This is a genomic window from Paenibacillus sp. FSL R5-0470 (assembly GCF_037975205.1).
GTDB lineage: Bacteria > Bacillota > Bacilli > Paenibacillales > Paenibacillaceae > Paenibacillus_AQ.
The window spans coordinates 1,971,188-1,986,429 of sequence record NZ_CP150238.1; the positions used below are offsets into that span (position 1 = coordinate 1,971,188).

A 15,242-nucleotide genomic window follows, 5' to 3' on the forward strand; every position below is an offset into this window, starting at 1 on the left:
ATTTCAATAAAAAAACCTCCCCTACCAAGCTCTGGAATGGAGGTTTTTTTATATGGGGAGGACAATAGAACAGGCAGTCTAGCTGTGGGCTATAATTAAACGTAGAAATTATGAATTAACAGTGCCCTTTTGACTGAAGAAGGTCTTTAGCGCCTGGTACACTTCTTTTTTGTCTTTAATGACATAATGCATGAATTGCTCGTGCTTCAGATGACGATAAGCGGACATTAGTGTGCTGCTGCGGTTGTACTGATTCACTTCCCCGTAACCAAACATATTGCTTCGTTTTAGCAGTTCTCCAATTAGCTTTACACAGCGTTCGTTGTCGGAGGTGAGGTTATCGCCATCAGAGAAGTGAAACGGATAAATGTTGTACTGCGCTGGCGGGTATCGGCTGTCGATAATCTCAATCGCTTTTTGATAAGCTGAGGAACAGATGGTTCCTCCACTCTCGCCGCGGGTGAAGAAATCATGCTCGCTGACCTCTTTAGCCTCCGTGTGGTGGGCGAGAAAGACAATCTCTACCTTTTCATACTGGCGGCGTAGAAAGCGTGTCATCCAGAAGAAGAAGCTGCGGGCGCAGTATTTTTCAAAAGATCCCATCGAACCTGACGTATCCATCATCGCAATAATGACCGCATTGGAGTGAGGCGTTCGAATGTCATCCCATGTTTTGTAGCGCAGATCATCAGGACTTATACTGTGAATGCCGGGATTCCCTCTGCTTGCATTACGCCGAAGATTCTCCAGCAGGGTACGTTTCTTATCGATGTTGGACATCATGCCTTTTTTACGAATATCGTTGAAGATGATGGATTTAACCTCGATCTCTTCCTTATTCTTGGGCTTCAGATGTGGCAACTCCATATCCTGAAACAAGATGTCCTCCAGATCCTCCAGATTGACCTCTGCTTCCACGGTGTCCTGACCGGGTTGATCGCCTGCTTTTTCCCCTTTGCCGGGCTGTGCCGACTGTGAATCCCGCCCAAGTACATCACCGACCTGACTTTCCCCGTCGCCCTGTCCTACATGCTTTTGCTTACGAAAGTTATAGATAATTCGATATTCATCCAGACTGCGAATCGGAACCTTTACAATCTGCTTACCGCCTGACAAAATAATATTTTCTTCGGTCACGAGATCCGGCAAATTATCCTTGATAGCTTCTCTGACCTTTTGCTGATGACGTTCCTGATCCTGATGGCCTTTGCGATGAAGGGACCAGTCTTCTTTTGAGACTACAAAGGAAAAGGGACCAGATGATTGCGACAGGATGACCACCTCCCATGGGATATAAATATTTATGTTTTGGGGTTGTAACTAAAGTATATTCATGGGGATGGGGGATATGTGATTTCTTATTCACTGATCTCTTCCACGGTCAATATATAACTGTTCGACTGGCTCTCGCCAGTGTATTCACGTCCATCCAGATTGAAGAAGTATGGAGCGGTTACTAAGCCTTTAAGGAAACGACCCAGTACATGTTCACTAACCCTCACAAAATAATGGATGTTTACAGTGGTAGCAGCTTTGACTGTCCCTAGCGACAAAATACCGTTAAATGAAGATTGTGGATTTGGAATCCCATCAATCACAATGCTGCTAGGATCAATAAGACATTCCTCCGGTGTGAGCCGATCAAGGGATACTTCTGCTGGCCAATTCCCACTATTCGTTAGGGAGATCCAGCATTGGACATGTTCTCCTTCTTCTACAAGGGTAGGCTTTGCATGAGTTTCGAGAGAAATGATAGGCAGGACTATTAAGGTAGTAACGATATTGGAACGAGAGGTTTGTCTTACTGTCCGTCCGTCCGGGAGCACAAAAGTATACTGAACACTGCCATGATTTTGGACAGCTGCGTGGGCATGAATGTTTATAGCTGCAGGAATGCTCACTTGAAAGACCACGACCGCTGAAGTTCCGCCTCTTAATGTGCCTAGCTGAATGCCATCAGCAGGACGGGCGCCTTTTTGCATCACTCCGTTTAAGAGAACACTATCCCATACGAAAAGAGTGCCCGAAGGGATAGCATCGGTCAGAACCGCATTTACGGCCAAGTTCCCGCTGTTGGTTACCGTTAGTTCATATCTTAGGTTGTCACCTGGAGCTGCTGTAACATGATCTACTCTCTTGCTGATGGTGACGCCTGCCAAAACAAGTGAGACAACGAGGGTGTTACTCTCGGTGGTATTGGGATCGTCGTCGACGGTATAAGTGACAGCTGCATGGTTAGTCAGGTCTAAGGATGAGGGGACCTCAGTAACTCGAACGCGAAAAGTAATATCAATGCTTAGGTCTTTATCAAGTTGACCAATTAATATTCCTTGCGTAGGCTCTGATTCTGGATAATAGACGCCACCTGCAATGACACTCCCTGGAATGAACACAGATCCGTTAGGAATAGAAATCGTTGCGATGATTTGGTTTAATAGGCTGTTACCTTCGTTCGTAAGCCGTAATGTATAGGTAATTACATCACCTATAAAAGAGGTCGGAGTGCTTGCAGACAACAAGGTAGAGAGCTGGTAGGAGCGTAAAGAAACTAGTACGGAATTAGAATATAAATCTCCATTAACGATTCTTCCCTCGGGTGTGGCAAAAGAAAAACGGCCCAGTGCTTTATTTTGCAGCACTAGTGAAGAGGGAAGTGAAATGATAACCACTTGAAAGGCGATGCTCACTTGACTCTGCGGAGCAATAGAACCTAGCGGTATGCCCGAAGACGGTGTAGCCCCTGGGAGAGGCACACCGTCTCTAAGCACGCTGTTGGAAATAAAGGATACACCCTCTGGAAGAATGTCATACACGGTTAGCGAAGCATCTGTGTTTCCATTATTAGAAGCTTTAATGGTATACACCAGAGTGTCACCTAAAGAGGCATGGAGTTTGTCTGTACTCTTCAGCAATGAAAGCACGGGGCCCACGACCGGGGTGTTAACGGTATTGGAATAGACAATGCCGTCAACACCCGCTGCCGAGTTGAAGAGTACCATAGATTGATTGGTTACGACAGGTTGGGTACGTGAGCCGGGAATCATAACGCTACTACCTGAACCTGGAAGGTGATGGTTGAGGAAGCGCCAGCAGCAATCGTTCCGATGGCAATACCGGAAGCCGGGCTGCCATTAGGTCGTGGGGTTCCGTCTACAGTGATGCTGCCTGTTACAAACTGGCTGCCTGCTGGGATAGGGTCAACCATGATGACGTTATTGACTGGTGAAATCCCTAAGTTGGTAACAACAATCGTATAGGTGATGATATCGCCGACAACGGCATCAATAGAAGTAGTGCTCTTAACGACACTTACATCCGGAGAAGAGACAGGGATGATTAGGACATTTGAAAGTGAAGTTCCGGTGAGCAGACGACCATCTGGAGGTGTGAATGAGAAAGTTGCTGAAGCCTGATTGACTAACTGCTGCGGTGACGGGAGGGAGGCTACTGTAACCTGCAGGGTTATGGTCACTGTTACCGTGCTTCCCGGAGCAACTGCTCCAATATTTAATCCAGTAGCCGGGTCGGAGCCTGGTTGTGGCACCCCATTAATGAGCACGCTGTTTGGAACGAAGATAGCTCCGCTAGGAATCGTGTCAGTTATGACTACATTTGCTATGAGGTTACCAGTATTAGTCACATTCAAGGAGTAAGTAATCGTATCTCCGACAGTTGCGGCGGTTCTGTCTGCCCCTTTGACTACAACGATGATAGGCTGATACACAGGAATAACAAGTGTATTAGAGAATGAGGATCCCGAGAATGCTCCAGATGTGAAGCTGACGGAAGCTTGATCGGTGAGCGTGGCAGGATTAGGCAGTACATTGACGATAGTGTTGAACGAGATATTGACCGAAACGCCCGGTGCAATTGTGCCGAGCGAGATGCCATTCGCTGGATTGGCATTAGGATGCGGAGTGCCATCAACGATCACACTGCCAGCAACAAAAGAAGAACCTGCTGGTATTGGATCACTGATGTTTACATTGCTGATATTGGCGATTCCGCTATTGGTAACTGTAAGGTTGTAAGTAATTGTATCGCCAACAACGGCATCTGTTGCTGGTGATGACTTAGTTACGATCACATTCGGTGAGGATACCGAAATCGTTGTCGAATTGGAATTGATCGAACTGTTAAACGTCCGCCCATCAGGCAAGGTGTAAGCAAATGCTACCGATGCTTGGTTAATCAGTTGCTGGCTTGCTGGCAATGTTGAAATGAGTACTGAGAACATAACAGATAGTGTTGCACCTGCGGATATGACACCGAGTGGAATGCCAGCCGCTGGATCTGCTCCCGGAGCTGGGGCACCTTGAATAAGCACACTGTTTGGCACAAATGTTGTTCCAGATGGGATAGTATCACTCAGAGTAGCCAAAGCCCCGTAATTCCCTGAATTGGTTACATTAATCGTGTAGGTAATCGTATCTCCGACGGTCGCTTGAATTGAATTCGAGCTTTTTGCTGCGGCTAGAATCGGTAAGTAAATAGGCGTTGATACAATATTAGAGAAGGCAACATTCGAGAGAACTCCAGAGGTGAAGCTCACTGTTGACTGGTTATTTAGGAGGCCTGAAGGTGGCAATGAGACTGTATTCACTGTGAATGCCACAGTTACAGTTACACCTGGTGCAATACTGCCCAAGGTTACCCCGGTGGAAGGGCTACCCCCTGGACGAGGTACGCCATCTACTAAAACACTGCCAGATACGAATGTAGTACCCGCAGGAAGTGCGTCTGTGAACACAGCGTTATTTACCGTTTCGATTCCGTTATTGGTAATTGTAACTGAATAGGTGATCGTGTCTCCAACTGTAGTTGATGTGGTAGGCGTAGATTTTACTACAGCCAGATTTGGTGAAGAGACAGGGATAGAAATTGTATTGGATAGGACGGAACCACCAAGTGTGCGGCCGTCAGGCAAAGTGAAGCTATACGCTACGGTACCCTGATTGACCAACTGCTGAGGATTGGGCAGTGAGGTGATATTAACAGTGAATATTACTGCAGTAGTAGCACCGGGTGCAATAACTCCAGCTGGAATCCCCGTAGATGGATCTGCTTGCGCTAAGGGGAGTCCATTAATGAGCACACTATTCGGAACGAAGGTAGTACCCGCAGGAATATTGTCCGTAATGATTAAGCTTGCCGGGTAGTTTCCTGTGTTACTCACGGTCAGGGTATAGCTGACAGCGTCACCTGTTGTAGCGTTATTCGTACTTGCTGTTTTGACGACCGAGATGTTCGGCTGGTACACAGGGATGGTAACGGTATTGGAGAAGGTCGAACCGGAAAAAACACCTGATGTAAAGGTTACGGATGCCTTATTGATAAGTGTAGCAGTAGGAGGAACAGAGGTCACGGTAACACTGTAAGCAACCAGAGCTGAAGCTCCAGGCGCCAGGGTACCAATTGATATCCCCGAAGAAGGATTCAGGTTTGGGAAAGGTACTCCGTTCACGGATACGCTACCCGTTACAAAAGCAGCACCTGCTGGTGTTGGATCATTAAGGATTATGCTATTGACAGCTTCTATACCGTTATTTGAAATATTTACGTTATAAGTGACCGTATCTCCGATCGCTACGGAAGTTGAGGTGGAGCTTTTGACTACCACGATATTAGGAGCTGAGACCTGTAGTGTGACGGTATTAGATACAGCAGTTCCGCTTAAGGGTCTACCGTCAGGCGGAGTATAGGTGAAGCTTGCAGAAGCTTGATTGCTGATTTGTTGTGGTGATGGTAAGGAAACGATATTAACAGAGAAGCTAACAGGGACACTGGTTCCCGGAGCTACACTTCCTACAGCTATGCCGGTATTGGGTGCTGCACCTGGTTGGGGCATGCCTCCTACAATAACACTGTTAGGATTGAAGACAGTTCCAGTAGGAACGTTGTCGGTTAAGGTTACATTTGCAGCAAGATTACCTGCATTACTTACAACCACTGTGTAGATGATGGTATCACCTACAACGAGAGCATCGGCATCACCATCTCCATCGACGGCACTTTTTAATAAGGAGATCTGTGGCTGAATGACTGGTGTGCTAGTAATGTTGGATGAAGAAGAACCGGAGAATACACCGGATGTAAAACTGACGGACGACTGATTATTAATTTGTGATGGTATCGGCATCGTTATCCTCACCTCGAATGTTACGGTAGCTGTGGCGCCTGGACCCAGACTACCGATTGGAATGCCGGCGGACGGAACTGCTAGCGGCTGAGTAATGCCGCCTACAATTACGGTTCCGGGAATAAAAGCTACATTCTCAGGCAGAGGATCGCTGAGAATGATGTTGCTTACAGTAGCTATGCTGTTGTTCGTCAATACTGAGGTGAATGTAAGGATATCTCCCGTAACGGCAGTAGCTGCATTCACACTTTTTACGACACTGACGTTAGGTGCGGATACAGGGACAGAGAGCGTATTTGATACTACGTTTCCTCCGAGTTGACGCCCGTCCGGGAGGGTGAAGCTATATGTTGCCGAAGCGGAGTTCAGTAACATCTGTGAAGGAGGTAACGCTGTTATCGTAACCAGAAAGCTCACAGATACGCTGTCACCTGGTGCCAATGGGCCTACAGGGATTCCGGTTACTGGATTATATCCGGGTAAAGGTGTTCCCCCGATGATTACACTGTTCGCGTTAAATAAAGCTTGGGGTGGAAGATTATCAGTTAATAGTAGAGTGGTTGCAATATTCCCGGTATTGCTGATAAGAATCGAGAAAGACAAAGATCCTCCTACGGATGCCTGAGCGGTATTCGCGCTTTTGACCATACTAATAATAGGTTGATACACAGGGGTTACTACCGTGTTCGAAAGTGAAGAACCAGTGAAGGCACCGGATGAGAAAGACGCACTAGCTCTGTTTGTAAATTGTGATGGATTTGGTAAAGAAGAAACATTCACTCTAAAAGAGACTGTAATAGAGCTGCCAGCCGCAATACTACCGATAGATATTCCTGTACCTGGATTTGCGGCTGGTACCGATGAACCGCCAACAATAACGCTGCCTGCTACAAAAGTGCCTCCCGAAGGAATGGGGTCAGAGACGACAACGTTATTCACAGCTACGCTGCTTGAGTTGGACACTTGGACTGTGTAAGTCAGATTCTCACCGACTGTGACATCAGCAAGGCTTGCGGATTTGGTTAGCGTAATATTTGGAGCGGAGACTGGGATGCTGACGGTGTTTGATTGGCTGGTTCCGGATAAGGATCTACCGCTTGGTAGTTGGTAGGTGTAGCTGCTGCTGCCTTGATTGTTCAGAACAGGTGGTGAAGGCAAAGATTGCACAGAGACAAGAAAGGTTACAGGAACACTAGCCCCTGAAGCTACAGTTCCTAAGTTAATTCCTGTAAGTGGAGAGTCTGTTGGTTTAACAACTCCATTAACTGTGACACTCCCCGAGACAAAGGAACTCCCTGAAGGAATATTGTCACTGAGGACTACAGATGCCCCGATATTTCCAGAATTCTGAACATTCAACGTGTAGAGAATATTGCCCCCTACAGTGGCACTGGAAACGTTCGAACTTTTGACAATCTGGATTACAGGTTGATATACAGGAGTTGTAGTCGTGTTGGAAAGTGAAATGCCAGTAAACGATCCTGAGCTGAAGGATGTAGAGGATCTGTTTAATAGTTGAGCGGGAGTTGGCAATGAGATCACGTTGACCTGAAAGGTGACCGCAACGGAACTTCCAGGCGTTATGGTTCCAATAGAAATTCCTGTACCGGGATTAGCAGATGGCTGCGGCGTTCCACCTACCGTAACACTACCTGAGACTAGTGAAGTCCCAGCAGGGATAATGTCTGAAAGCGATACGTTGGTAACTGCTGCAATTCCATTATTGCTGATAACGGAGGTGTAGAGCAGTGTATCTCCTACAGCGACGTCAGCAAATCCAGCGCTTTTGAGCACCGTTACGTTGGGAGTTGTAACTGGAATAGACAATGAATTGGATGAGGCTGATCCAGCTACGGTTCGCCCATCTGGAACTTGAAAGGTGTAAGTGGTGCTCGCTTGGTCGACCAGTTGTGGCGGTGAAGGGAGACTGTTCACCACTACGCGGAATTGAACGGTAGAGCTGCCTCCAGCAGCTATCGTTCCAATAGCAATACCTGTAGCAGGATTTCCAGCGACAGGTGTTCCATTGACGGTAAAGCTACCCGCAATATATGAGCTACCTGAAGGAATATTGTCGGTAAGGGTTGTTATAGCACCAATATTTCCAGTGTTCGTAATTTGAAGGGAATAGGTGATCTGATCTCCGACCGTCGCATTTGCAGTATTGGCAGTTTTTACAATGTTAAGAATAGGGGAATATACGGGTAAAGTTACCGTATTGGATGGAATAACCCCGGTCATGATAGGGCCTCCTGCTACACTTTGAAACGTAAAAGCAGCATTGGCGGTATTGGCTATATTTTGTGGACTTGGTGGTAATGAAGTGACTTTAGCTTGATATGTAACCGTTATTGAAGAGTTCAAAGCTAATGACCCCAAGGAGATGCCTGCTGTAATATCAAAGGTGGGTCTTACAACACCGGCTACTACTACACTTCCAGTGACAAAGGTTGAGCCTGCTGGCAGAGCATCTGATAAAACGACGCTAGCTGCACTCGCTGTACCAGTGTTACTGACAGTTACAGTATAAGTTACCGTATCCCCGACTATAGGGCCGGACACATTGGCACTTTTAGTAAGGTTTATTTTGGGTGCATTTATATCTACTTGTATGGCATTTCCATTAAGCACATAAGCGTCACCAGAGGTAGTTAATTGTAAAATCGCTGAAGACTGATTATTTGCAAGTCTGGCTGACACGTCAACATTAGTAATGTCCCAGCCTTGTCGGCCACCGATGATGTTGGTTCCTGGATTCCCGTTCGTCTGATTGCGTGTTCCAAATGTTCCAGTTGTATTGAGATTACCTGTATCATTGTTGATTTGTGATGCGAAAAAGTTGTTAGCAAAGTTATTGGGGCCAGATAACGCTACGAGTGTAGCAGCAGTTGGACCAAACAAGGCCTGGTCGCCTGAACGGTTTGCATCTCCCTCCTGTGCGCTGAATAATGCTCTGCCTCCAAGCGCACCTGTTATTGGTGTTGCGAACCCAGTTATCGTAGTTGAAACCGGGGCTGATGTTGCCTGTACTAGTATTGCACCTGCCCGAAGGGACATATTGCGGAATGGGAGGGCTGTATTCTGGTAGATAACACCTAAAGTCCAGCCGGCATGGTTGGCTGTCGAGTCTCCTGGAATTACAATTGTGCCTACAACGCCGCCTGTAGTATAGGTACCGGCACCACCTTGTTGTATAATGCTGGTTACATTGGCGGAACGGACATATGCAGAAGCACCACCTCCCAAATCGACTACGTTACTCGTTGCAGAATCAGGTGTAACGCTAAATGAAGTCCCGGCAGGGGTAATGAAGGTGACTGGGTTGTTTATCGCCGAACTGAGGTTTACGGTTCCATTTATATAGGTGCCACCCCATATCAGCTCTGCATACAGCACTGTGCTACCTGAAGGAAGGACCAGTATGGCTGCTGAACTATTGCTTGTATAAAGACTAGTCGTTCCGTTAGGGTAGGTTCCAAAAATAGACGATGTATTGACAGTGGTAAAGCCACCGATGCTGTCCTGTGTCCCAGGTACTCCGACTGTATCAGAGCGACTAAGTCCAAGTGTGTTGCCCGTAAATGTGATAGCACCGGTCGCATTGATCGTTGCCCGTACGACTAGTGGAATGATTCTCACCTCCTTCGAGGTTAATTTTCTTTTAAAAAAGTGAACCGTCCCATAGTCAGGACGGCACAGTTAATACCTGTATGTTAGCCTATGATGTAATTCGGGTATAATTGTATGTCCCATCAATAAATTATAGGAAATTTTGTCTATCGTGTGATTTTAGCCTGCGTTTCATAAGAACACGCGGTTCAGCGTAAAGCCCTCTACTCATCAATTCCAGCTCATGAATAGAAATATTTTCTTTGATTACGGTGAAATGGTACATGATTTCATGCACAACATTGGCTTGAAGCGTCTTTAGTATTTCTAGTTCTTCTGTTTCATAAAGAGGATCTTCATAAGGGTATTGATAGAAAAGCTCCATCCGCAGCAATCGATAATCGAACGGCGGCACCGGGATGGGATAGTCAGGAATCGATGGGCATACTGGACCGGATGGGGGCTGGAAAAAGGATCCTGTGAAATACCTCGGAGTATATTCATCAAACTTCTGCTTAAAGGAAGGATTGGACATATGAACAAAACTGTGGGCATACGGGGCCAGTATACAAACAATGGCTTTGTGGGTGCTAATTCTGTGAATTTCCGACATAACCGCGGATAAATCGTCGATATAAGGTAATACACGACTAGCCATTACAAACTCGGCGGTATTGTCCGGCAAAGGGATGCCTTGGCTAATGTCACAGACAATATCTACGTTGGGACCCGCGATGCGATCGATCCCGAGATAACCTGCTTCTTTATTGGATCCGCAGCCGATATCGATTCTCAAGGGGACCACTCCTTAGGGATAAATCAGGCTCAACACTATTGTATTAATCTCGCTTAAGCCTGCATCCGGCGGATGCCTATTAAAGATTGGAAGTTACTAAAAATAACGTATTATGAAACCTTAGCAGAGTTGATACGTTTATAGGAGTAGGCTTATAGAAAATGACTTTGCAAACAACCGCTAAACATAGAGGAGGCAGTCAACATGAAAAAACAACGTTCCTTACCCGCTATAGCTGCAATCGCAGCATTAACGCTAGCCCTAACCGCTTGCGGTGCTACTAATAATTCAGCACAGCCATCTGCAGAACCAAGTGCAACAGCTTCTCCAGTGCCAACAGAGGAGACCACAAGCACACCCGTACCTACAGAAGGTACAAGTACCACTGCACCAACAGAGAATCCAAGTACTCCCGCACCCAAACCTACTGCAAATCCAGAAGCTAAAATTCTTAAAGGAACAGGCGTTTACGTCGGCCAAATAGATAGTCATTCTGTTGAGATTGAGACCAAAGAAGGTCCTACGGCTTTTGAGATCACAGCAGGTATGGAGAGCGTTATTGAGAAGTTAAATACGGATGATCCTGTAGCTTTTGAATATGTTGAAAAAGCAGTGGAAGGCGATGCTACAGTTAAACAGCGTGTACTTTCGAAGCTGTCACTTGCAAAATAAAGAAACGCTATCATTTATAAATAACAAAAGGGCTGCTCCTGATTGATTTCAGGAACAGCCCTTTTGTCTTGGAATTAGAAATGAACGTTATAACGTCCCGGCATTGACTAAGAAAATAGTAATAAGCAGCATAAAGAGTAAGATAATCACACCGTTGATGATAGTGCCTATAACGCCGAAAACCTTACGTCTCTTCCGGATGGAAAGTCCAATAATGCCGATGACAACACCAATTACATTAAGAGCTGAAAGAATAATAACAGTCATTCCAAGAAGCATGATGGACTGCGATGATTCGGCTAATAGATTCGAGTTCTCGTTAACCATGGAAGAAGCCTTCATAATAATGAAAACGAAGAGAGCTGCATAACCCATTATGGTCACGAGGCTGATGATGAAAGAAGCAATACCAGGTCCAGAGTGTTGCAGGTCATGATCTACTTTCTGGTACGAATACGACGAACCAGCACTTGGCTGACTCAGATCAGGTTGGGTATTTCCTACCTCTGCTGTAGGCGCGTCAGATTTTGAGAGAGAATTAAGGTCCATAGGTTGCACTCCTTGAGAGATAAGAATGAAATGTTGTTAATATCCACTTTTTCATATTGATGCTAAAAAAGCAACCCCTGATTGTGGCTAATTCGTAAATGGCTGCTGGAAAAAGCAATCGGTAATCGTTTATGATAGAAGAAGTCTAATATTAAGGAGTTGTAATCGAATGCAACGGAAACTTATGGCCTGGGGGGCTGTGCTAGCAATGCTGGCAGTAGGAGTAGGCGCTTTTGGCGCTCATTTATTAAAACCTGTTATTAGCGAAGAATATATGAAGGTATATGAGACGGGTGTACAGTATCATTTGGTACATGCGCTGGGTGTAATTCTGATAGCACTGGCTGTAGGTCAATGGGGAGAAAGTACCCGGTTACGCTGGGCAGGAAGGCTATTAATAGCAGGGACGATTTTGTTCTCTGGTAGCTTATATGTACTGAGCATTTCCGGGATTAAGGTGCTCGGAGCGATAACACCTATTGGTGGTGTATGCTTCATAGCAGGCTGGTTATGTCTGGCTGTGGAAGCATTCTCACGCAGCAAAGAGGCATCCTAAGCAATCAAGTTACAGAAGTTGATAAATAAGCATCCGTTCCATAAAGGGGCGGATGCTTATTTATCTGTAACGTATACGTTTACAGAAATTCGTCGATCTCATTTAAATTAAAGCTGTATACCTGTTTCTCATCCACGTGATAGACACTAATAGAGTTGGCTGCTTCATCAAAATTTAAAATACGACAGGGCATGGACACTTGTTTTCCGTACCGATTCGCTCGTAAACGTACTAATTGGTTGTTCTGAATATACTGTCGAATTTTCCCGTATGCATCAGCTGGCGTCTCAATAGCTGACTGTTGTGCAGGCAATATTGCCTGTTTATCAATCGGTTTATCGAGCTGCTTTTTAGTGGTCTTTGGTGGCAGCTTAAATGAAGTTGGAGGAGCAGAGCTTTGATTCAAGGCTAGTTTGGCAGAACGAAGCAAGCTGTCAATGGTTCTCCCCAATTCAAGACCGGAGTTAATGTTGAAATCTGTGATTTTGTCATTATTGTTCAACATTTCAAGCAGATATTGCAATGCAAGCGGGTTGGTACGGGCATTAATCAGGATGTCGACATTAAATAAATAGTTGCCGTCTGTGTGTTGTAGTTTCTCGTCCATAGATCCCCCAGCTTTTCGTTTGAACATTTCTTTACAATTATAAGAATGTAAATAAACTATAACATTAAACAAGTAATAATCATATACCTGACACTAGAGAAAATGGGACCAAGGTACTGTGTTTTTTACGAAAAGCCTAGGACTACCAACTGCACATCAGCAGGGGGTGAAGCATACATATACATCGTGGTTGGTGAATAAAGGAGGTGCTGCTATTGGTTACTATGGAGCCCATTACCGTAGGTGAACATACGCTGATCGGGGTAGAAGTTAAGCTTCCGAAAACAACGCTGCTCTCAATCAGCACAAGCCGAGGGTATATTATGTGTGGTGCGCTGGATGTTGGTTTGCTCAATGAGAAGCTCAGTGATCGGCATATTATCGCAGCCCGGGCGGTTGGTGTACGTACGCTGTCACAGCTGTTAGCTGCCCCATTGGAGTCTGTAACCATAGAAGCGGAGCGTCTAGGTATCGTACCCGGCATGACGGGTGCGGATGCATTACTTCTCATGGTCTGACTGAACAATCTTACAAAATCCAAAACACAAGAGGCCATTGGCCTCTTGTGTTTTTTTGCAAGAATCAGAATTTGAACATTATAGAGAGCGTCTTTAGTGTAAATAATTTAAACAGAGATTTTATGGAAGGGTTCTCCTTGTTTCGTCTTACATGCTAAGGGGTAAATTAAGAATAGACAAGTTGCTGCCGGATGAAGGATTAAGTAGCCCGGTAAATATAAAGGATAAGGATGGGATCATCTCATGGCTAAAGCATCTAATAAAGTAAATACAACTTCACTGGAACAAATTTTGAATCGTCAGGTTGCTAACTTGAATGTATTGTACGTTAAAATCCATAATTTTCATTGGTACGTAAAAGGAGAACAATTCTTCTCTCTTCACGTGAAATTTGAGGATCTATATAATGAAGTGACGCTGCAAATGGATGAAGTTGCAGAGCGTCTGCTAAGCATCAAAGGAAGTCCCGCTGCAACGATGAAAGAATATCTGGAATTGGCAACGATTCAAGAAGCTACTGGTAAAGAGGATACTCGTGGTATGGTCCAGTCTCTGATTGAAGACTTCGCTACTATTTCTGAAGAGTTGACAGAAGGCATTGAGCTTGCTGAGGAAATTAAGGACCAGCCTACCTCTGACATGTTTATTAAAATTCGTGGTGATCTTGAGAAACATCAATGGATGCTGCGTTCCTACCTTAGCTAAACGATAAAGTATATGAAATAAGGCTTCCTGCGGGAGGTCTTATTTTTTGCGTTAGGTGGTTACGGAAAATAGCGAAACATGCGGTGCATTAAAGGATAAATAAAAAGAGATATTTGTAAAAAGACAGGGTTTGTTATAAAATTGTTGAGAATCATTGATAATCACTGTGATTCAATTTATAATAATTATAATGTGATATAAAATCTAATTGTGCTGGGAATCAGGATCATCCTGTTTCAATACAACTTTTGATTTCGCAAATCGATCAATGGAGGGAATAATATTATGGCAGCAGATTTTGTCATTGAGGGACTTAAAGCGACGATTGAGGGAAAAGAGATTTTGAAGGGGATTAACCTTCAAATGAAAGGTGGCGAAATTCACGCCATCATGGGACCAAACGGTACAGGTAAAAGTACCTTGGCGTCAGCTCTTATGGGTCATCCTAAATATGAAGTAACTGAAGGAACAGCAACACTTGAAGGTGAAGATCTTCTGGAGATGGCGGTTGATGAACGCGCACGTGCAGGTCTTTTCCTTGCTATGCAGTACCCAAGTGAAATTTCCGGAGTAACAAACTCCGATTTCTTGCGCTCTGCCATTAATGCCCGTCGTGAAGAGGGAAGCGAAATTTCTTTGATTCGTTTTATCCGTCTTATGGAAGCGAAGATGAAAGAACTGGACATGAATCCTGAGTTCCTACACCGTTACCTGAACGAAGGCTTCTCCGGTGGTGAGAAGAAGCGTAACGAAATTCTACAAATGATGATGCTAGATCCAAAAATCGTGATTCTGGACGAAATTGACTCTGGTCTTGATATTGATGCTTTGAAAATTGTTGCCGAAGGCGTAAACTCCATGCGGAGTGAAGATCGCGGTTTCCTGGTTATTACCCACTATCAACGTCTCTTGAACTACATCAAGCCTGATTTTGTACATGTTATGATGCAGGGCAGAATTGTAAAATCCGGTGGTCCTGAGCTTGCACAACGTCTGGAAGCAGAAGGCTACGAATGGATTAAAGAAGAACTTGGAATTGAAGACGAAACAGTAGGGCAAGACGCGTAAGAAACGCCAGGAAGGAGGAGAAC

The 15,242-nt window shown here is 45.1% G+C and carries 11 protein-coding genes; 5 read left to right on the top strand and 6 right to left on the bottom strand.

Annotated elements, in window-relative coordinates; all coding sequences use genetic code 11:
* Nucleotides 1–108: 108 nt before the first annotated feature.
* The 4 genes from yhbH to MKY99_RS08495 form a co-directional block, all read right to left on the bottom strand.
* Complete coding sequence (gene yhbH / locus MKY99_RS08480; RefSeq protein WP_042193520.1) at nt 109–1,272, bottom strand: sporulation protein YhbH; 1,164 nt, start codon at nt 1,270–1,272, stop codon at nt 109–111.
* A gap of 86 nt (nt 1,273–1,358) precedes the next feature.
* Nucleotides 1,359–3,044 carry a DUF11 domain-containing protein gene (locus MKY99_RS08485; protein WP_339269875.1) on the bottom strand — a complete coding sequence of 562 codons (1,686 nt, stop codon included), beginning with the start codon at nt 3,042–3,044 and terminating at the stop codon, nt 1,359–1,361.
* Nucleotides 3,041–9,778 carry a hypothetical protein gene (locus tag MKY99_RS08490; RefSeq protein WP_339269877.1) on the bottom strand — a complete coding sequence of 2,246 codons (6,738 nt, stop codon included), beginning with the start codon at nt 9,776–9,778 and terminating at the stop codon, nt 3,041–3,043. The genes MKY99_RS08485 and MKY99_RS08490 overlap by 4 nt, the downstream gene beginning before the upstream one ends.
* Nucleotides 9,779–9,899: 121 nt before the next feature.
* On the bottom strand, nt 9,900–10,544 hold the full coding sequence (locus MKY99_RS08495) for a methyltransferase domain-containing protein (RefSeq protein ID WP_339269879.1): 645 nt from the start codon (nt 10,542–10,544) through the stop codon (nt 9,900–9,902).
* Between the two features lie 204 nt (nt 10,545–10,748).
* Here MKY99_RS08495 and MKY99_RS08500 point away from each other — a divergent pair, with 204 nt between their 5' ends.
* A complete protein-coding gene (locus MKY99_RS08500) occupies nt 10,749–11,216 on the top strand; it encodes a hypothetical protein (protein WP_076284187.1) in 468 nt (155 codons plus the stop codon).
* Between the two features lie 87 nt (nt 11,217–11,303).
* Here the strand turns inward: MKY99_RS08500 and MKY99_RS08505 are convergent, their stop codons facing one another.
* On the bottom strand, nt 11,304–11,765 hold the full coding sequence (locus MKY99_RS08505) for a hypothetical protein (RefSeq protein ID WP_052404212.1): 462 nt from the start codon (nt 11,763–11,765) through the stop codon (nt 11,304–11,306).
* A gap of 169 nt (nt 11,766–11,934) precedes the next feature.
* On the opposite strand from MKY99_RS08505, the gene MKY99_RS08510 reads away from it, so the two are divergent.
* Nucleotides 11,935–12,321, top strand: coding sequence for a DUF423 domain-containing protein (locus MKY99_RS08510; protein ID WP_076284185.1), 387 nt, complete (start codon nt 11,935–11,937; stop codon nt 12,319–12,321).
* A gap of 79 nt (nt 12,322–12,400) precedes the next feature.
* Here the strand turns inward: MKY99_RS08510 and MKY99_RS08515 are convergent, their stop codons facing one another.
* Nucleotides 12,401–12,928: a hypothetical protein gene (locus MKY99_RS08515; RefSeq protein ID WP_042186347.1), complete on the bottom strand. Its 528-nt coding sequence runs from the start codon at nt 12,926–12,928 to the stop codon at nt 12,401–12,403.
* A gap of 215 nt (nt 12,929–13,143) precedes the next feature.
* Between MKY99_RS08515 and MKY99_RS08520 the strand changes: the two genes are divergently transcribed.
* The 3 genes from MKY99_RS08520 to sufC all read left to right on the top strand — a co-directional run bounded on the left by MKY99_RS08520 (nt 13,144) and on the right by sufC (nt 15,219).
* Entirely contained in the window at nt 13,144–13,446 is a 303-nt protein-coding gene (locus tag MKY99_RS08520; protein ID WP_042186349.1) for a DUF1805 domain-containing protein, read from the top strand.
* 243 nt (nt 13,447–13,689) lie between these two features.
* Nucleotides 13,690–14,151, top strand: coding sequence for a DNA starvation/stationary phase protection protein (locus MKY99_RS08525; protein ID WP_042125852.1), 462 nt, complete (start codon nt 13,690–13,692; stop codon nt 14,149–14,151).
* A gap of 285 nt (nt 14,152–14,436) precedes the next feature.
* Complete coding sequence (gene sufC, locus MKY99_RS08530; RefSeq protein ID WP_042186351.1) at nt 14,437–15,219, top strand: Fe-S cluster assembly ATPase SufC; 783 nt, start codon at nt 14,437–14,439, stop codon at nt 15,217–15,219.
* Nucleotides 15,220–15,242: the final 23 nt, after the last annotated feature.